The sequence below is a fragment of the Flavobacterium sandaracinum genome (genome assembly GCF_004349135.1).
Taxonomy (GTDB): domain Bacteria; phylum Bacteroidota; class Bacteroidia; order Flavobacteriales; family Flavobacteriaceae; genus Flavobacterium; species Flavobacterium sandaracinum.
Window position 1 is genome coordinate 1 of record NZ_SMFN01000042.1, and the last position, 5275, is coordinate 5275.

2 tRNA genes and 2 rRNA genes are annotated in these 5275 nt (G+C 46.9%); all 4 read left to right on the forward strand.

Annotated features, from left to right (window positions below):
* The first annotated feature begins 189 nt into the window (after positions 1 to 189).
* A 16S ribosomal RNA gene (locus tag E0F91_RS17345) occupies positions 190 to 1703 on the forward strand.
* 196 nt (positions 1704 to 1899) lie between these two features.
* Positions 1900 to 1973 (forward strand) — tRNA-Ile (locus tag E0F91_RS17350).
* Between the two features lie 127 nt (positions 1974 to 2100).
* Positions 2101 to 2174, forward strand: a tRNA-Ala gene (locus E0F91_RS17355).
* 190 nt (positions 2175 to 2364) lie between these two features.
* A 23S ribosomal RNA gene (locus tag E0F91_RS17360) occupies positions 2365 to 5251 on the forward strand.
* The 16S and 23S rRNA genes sit together here with 2 tRNA genes alongside, the layout of an rRNA operon.
* Positions 5252 to 5275: the final 24 nt, after the last annotated feature.

Genomic DNA, 5275 nt, shown 5'->3' on the forward strand with positions numbered 1-5275 from the left:
ACACTTTAACAAGTGTTGATTGAGGTAAAGAATAAGACAAGAACACGTTCCTAGACATATTGAATTGACAGCCGTTTTAACAGAGATGTTAAAGCAAAAGAATAAGAGTAATAGAATCGAGAGATTTTAAAAAACCGATAGAATTGGAGTCGAATAACAATAGCTTGAAGCAATTCAAGCACACAATATACGATGAAGAGTTTGATCCTGGCTCAGGATGAACGCTAGCGGCAGGCTTAACACATGCAAGTCGAGGGGTATAGTTCTTCGGAATTAGAGACCGGCGCACGGGTGCGTAACGCGTATGCAATCTACCTTTCACAAAGGGATAGCCCAGAGAAATTTGGATTAATACCTTATAGTATATCGAGTTGGCATCAACATGATATTAAAGATTTATCGGTGAAAGATGAGCATGCGTCCCATTAGTTAGTTGGTAAGGTAACGGCTTACCAAGACAACGATGGGTAGGGGTCCTGAGAGGGAGATCCCCCACACTGGTACTGAGACACGGACCAGACTCCTACGGGAGGCAGCAGTGAGGAATATTGGACAATGGGCGCAAGCCTGATCCAGCCATGCCGCGTGCAGGATGACGGTCCTATGGATTGTAAACTGCTTTTATACGAGAAGAAACAACTCTACGTGTAGAGTCTTGACGGTATCGTAAGAATAAGGATCGGCTAACTCCGTGCCAGCAGCCGCGGTAATACGGAGGATCCAAGCGTTATCCGGAATCATTGGGTTTAAAGGGTCCGTAGGCGGTCAGATAAGTCAGTGGTGAAAGCCCATCGCTCAACGGTGGAACGGCCATTGATACTGTCTGACTTGAATTATTAGGAAGTAACTAGAATATGTAGTGTAGCGGTGAAATGCTTAGAGATTACATGGAATACCAATTGCGAAGGCAGGTTACTACTAATTGATTGACGCTGATGGACGAAAGCGTGGGTAGCGAACAGGATTAGATACCCTGGTAGTCCACGCCGTAAACGATGGATACTAGCTGTTGGGAGCAATCTCAGTGGCTAAGCGAAAGTGATAAGTATCCCACCTGGGGAGTACGTTCGCAAGAATGAAACTCAAAGGAATTGACGGGGGCCCGCACAAGCGGTGGAGCATGTGGTTTAATTCGATGATACGCGAGGAACCTTACCAAGGCTTAAATGTAGATTGACCGGTTTGGAAACAGATCTTTCGCAAGACAATTTACAAGGTGCTGCATGGTTGTCGTCAGCTCGTGCCGTGAGGTGTCAGGTTAAGTCCTATAACGAGCGCAACCCCTGTTGTTAGTTGCCAGCGAGTCAAGTCGGGAACTCTAACAAGACTGCCAGTGCAAACTGTGAGGAAGGTGGGGATGACGTCAAATCATCACGGCCCTTACGCCTTGGGCTACACACGTGCTACAATGGCCGGTACAGAGAGCAGCCACTGGGCGACCAGGAGCGAATCTATAAAACCGGTCACAGTTCGGATCGGAGTCTGCAACTCGACTCCGTGAAGCTGGAATCGCTAGTAATCGGATATCAGCCATGATCCGGTGAATACGTTCCCGGGCCTTGTACACACCGCCCGTCAAGCCATGGAAGCTGGGGGTGCCTGAAGTCGGTGACCGCAAGGAGCTGCCTAGGGTAAAACTGGTAACTAGGGCTAAGTCGTAACAAGGTAGCCGTACCGGAAGGTGCGGCTGGAACACCTCCTTTCTAGAGCCTTAGTGTTAGCTAAGTATGAGGTAATAAGAATTAGTGATCAAGTATTTATACTTATTACTTATGACTTACTACTTAAGAAACGCACGCTAGGGAAAGAAGACAAAAGTTCTTATTGGAAATAAATAAAGACATTTTATTACTCTTGCTGTTAATTTAAAAAAAAAGAATAAAAATTTAAGAATAAGAGTGTCTCGTAGCTCAGCTGGTTAGAGTACTACACTGATAATGTAGGGGTCGACAGTTCGAGTCTGTCCGAGACAACTATTAAGACTTAAATATCCTGAAAAGAATTCAGGATAAAAGGAAATTTTAGAAGAAGAGTGAGATCACATTGAGGTGAGCACGTTACAAACTGCAAACTGCGACTGATAACTGCCTACTAAAACATGGGGGATTAGCTCAGCTGGCTAGAGCGCCTGCCTTGCACGCAGGAGGTCAACGGTTCGACTCCGTTATTCTCCACAAGAAGGTACAAAGATAATAGTACAAAGTATCAAGACGAAGGTCTTAATACTTAATACAAAAATCTTAATACCTATTAAAGTTCATTGACATATTGAGATAAGAAAATAATAAAAAGTAGAAAGCATATTTTACTTGTTTATCATTAGACAAGTAAAAGAAACGGTCATTCTTAATTGAATGATTGGTACAATAAGCAAAATAAGGGCGTATGGGGGATGCCTTGGCTCTCAGAGGCGATGAAAGGCGTGATAAGCTGCGAAAAGCTACGGGGATTGGCACACACGATATGATCCGTAGATACCTGAATGGGGCAACCCACTATGTTGAAGACATAGTACACCGATAGGTGGGCAAACCCGCTGAACTGAAACATCTAAGTAGGCGGAGGAGAAGAAAACAAAAGTGATTCCGTAAGTAGTGGCGAGCGAACGCGGATTAGCCCAAACCAAAGATGTTACGGCATATTTGGGGTTGTAGGACCACGATATTTGTTGCCGATAGAATTAGAATCTACTGGAAAGTAGAGCCAAAGAAGGTGATAGCCCTGTATAAGTAATAGAAGATAACAATAGTGGTATCCTGAGTAGGGCGGGACACGAGAAATCCTGTCTGAATTTGGCGGGACCATCCGCTAAGGCTAAATACTCCTGAGAGACCGATAGTGAACCAGTACCGTGAGGGAAAGGTGAAAAGAACCGTGAATAACGGAGTGAAATAGATCCTGAAACCATACGCTTACAAGCGGTCGGAGCCCCTTCGTGGGGTGACGGCGTGCCTTTTGCATAATGAGCCTACGAGTTAACGTTGCTGGCAAGGATAAGTGGTTAAGCCACGGATCCGTAGCGAAAGCGAGTCTGAATAGGGCGCTTTAGTCAGTAGTGTTAGACGCGAAACCGTGTGATCTACCCATGGGCAGGATGAAGCGCTGGTAACACAGTGTGGAGGTCCGAACCGGTTGACGTTGAAAAGTCTTCGGATGACCTGTGGGTAGGGGTGAAAGGCCAATCAAACTCGGAAATAGCTCGTACTCCCCGAAATGCATTTAGGTGCAGCGTTATGCGTAAAGTTATATAGAGGTAGAGCTACTGATTGGATGCGGGGGCTTCACCGCCTACCAATTCCTGACAAACTCCGAATGCTATATAATGTTTCATAACAGTGAGGGCTTGGGTGCTAAGGTCCAAGTCCGAGAGGGAAAGAACCCAGACCATCAGCTAAGGTCCCCAAATATATACTAAGTTGAAAGAACGAGGTTTGTCTGCCCAGACAGCTAGGATGTTGGCTTGGAAGCAGCCATTCATTTAAAGAGTGCGTAACAGCTCACTAGTCGAGCGGACGAGCATGGATAATAATCGGGCATAAGTATATTACCGAAGCTATGGATTACCTATTTATTTAGGTAGTGGTAGGGGAGCATTCTAACAGGGTTGAAGGTGAGTCGTAAGGCCTGCTGGACTGGTTAGAAAAGAAAATGTAGGCATAAGTAACGATAATGCGGGCGAGAAACCCGCACACCGAAAGACTAAGGTTTCCACAGCTATGCTAATCAGCTGTGGGTTAGTCGGGACCTAAGGCGAACCCGAAAGGGACAGTCGATGGACAACGGGTTAATATTCCCGTACTAGTTATTACTGTGATGGGGTGACGGAGTGATGAAAGCGCCGCGAACTGACGGAATAGTTCGTTGAAGTACCTACCTATAAGACCCGCAGGCAAATCCACGGGTTTTGGGGAAATACGATAGTACTCGGATACTTCGGTAGAAGAGATAGTGCGCCTAAGGGCTTCCAAGAAAAACCTCTAAACTTCAGGTAATAAGTACCCGTACCGCAAACCGACACAGGTAGTCGAGGAGAGAATCCTAAGGTGCTCGAGAGATTCATGGCTAAGGAATTAGGCAAAATAGACCCGTAACTTCGGGAGAAGGGTCGCCAGCAGCAATGCTGGCCGCAGTGAAGAGGTCCAGGCGACTGTTTATCAAAAACACAGGGCTCTGCAAAATCGTAAGATGAAGTATAGGGCCTGACACCTGCCCGGTGCTGGAAGGTTAAGTGGAGATGTTATCTTCGGAGAAGCATTGAAATGAAGCCCCAGTAAACGGCGGCCGTAACTATAACGGTCCTAAGGTAGCGAAATTCCTTGTCGGGTAAGTTCCGACCTGCACGAATGGTGTAACGATCTGGACACTGTCTCAGCCATGAGCTCGGTGAAATTGTAGTAGCGGTGAAGATGCCGCTTACCCGCAGTGGGACGAAAAGACCCTGTGCACCTTTACTATAGCTTAGTATTGACCTTGGATAAATGATGTGTAGGATAGGTTGGAGACTGTGAAGTGGCGTCGCTAGGCGTTGTGGAGTCATTGTTGAAATACAACCCTTTGTTTATCTGAGGCCTAACCCCGCATAAGCGGGGGACATTGCTTGGTGGGTAGTTTGACTGGGGTGGTCGCCTCCAAAAGAGTAACGGAGGCTTCTAAAGGTTCCCTCAGTACGCTTGGTAACCGTGCGTAGAGTGCAATGGCATAAGGGAGCTTGACTGAGAGACATACAGGTCGATCAGGTACGAAAGTAGAGCATAGTGATCCGGTGGTTCCGCATGGAAGGGCCATCGCTCAAAGGATAAAAGGTACGCCGGGGATAACAGGCTGATCTCCCCCAAGAGCTCATATCGACGGGGGGGTTTGGCACCTCGATGTCGGCTCGTCACATCCTGGGGCTGGAGAAGGTCCCAAGGGTTGGGCTGTTCGCCCATTAAAGTGGCACGCGAGCTGGGTTCAGAACGTCGTGAGACAGTTCGGTCTCTATCTACTGTGGGCGCAAGAAATTTGAGTGGATCTGATTCTAGTACGAGAGGACCGAATTGGACAAACCTCTAGTGTATCTGTTGTCACGCCAGTGGCATCGCAGAGTAGCTACGTTTGGAAGGGATAAGCGCTGAAAGCATATAAGCGCGAAACCCACCACAAGATGAGATTTCTTTTAAGGGTCGTGGGAGATGACCACGTTGATAGGCTATAGATGTAAAGGCAGTAATGTCATAGTCGAGTAGTACTAATAACCCGTAAGCTTATGTACGCTTTTCCTGCCGAGCAATCGGCA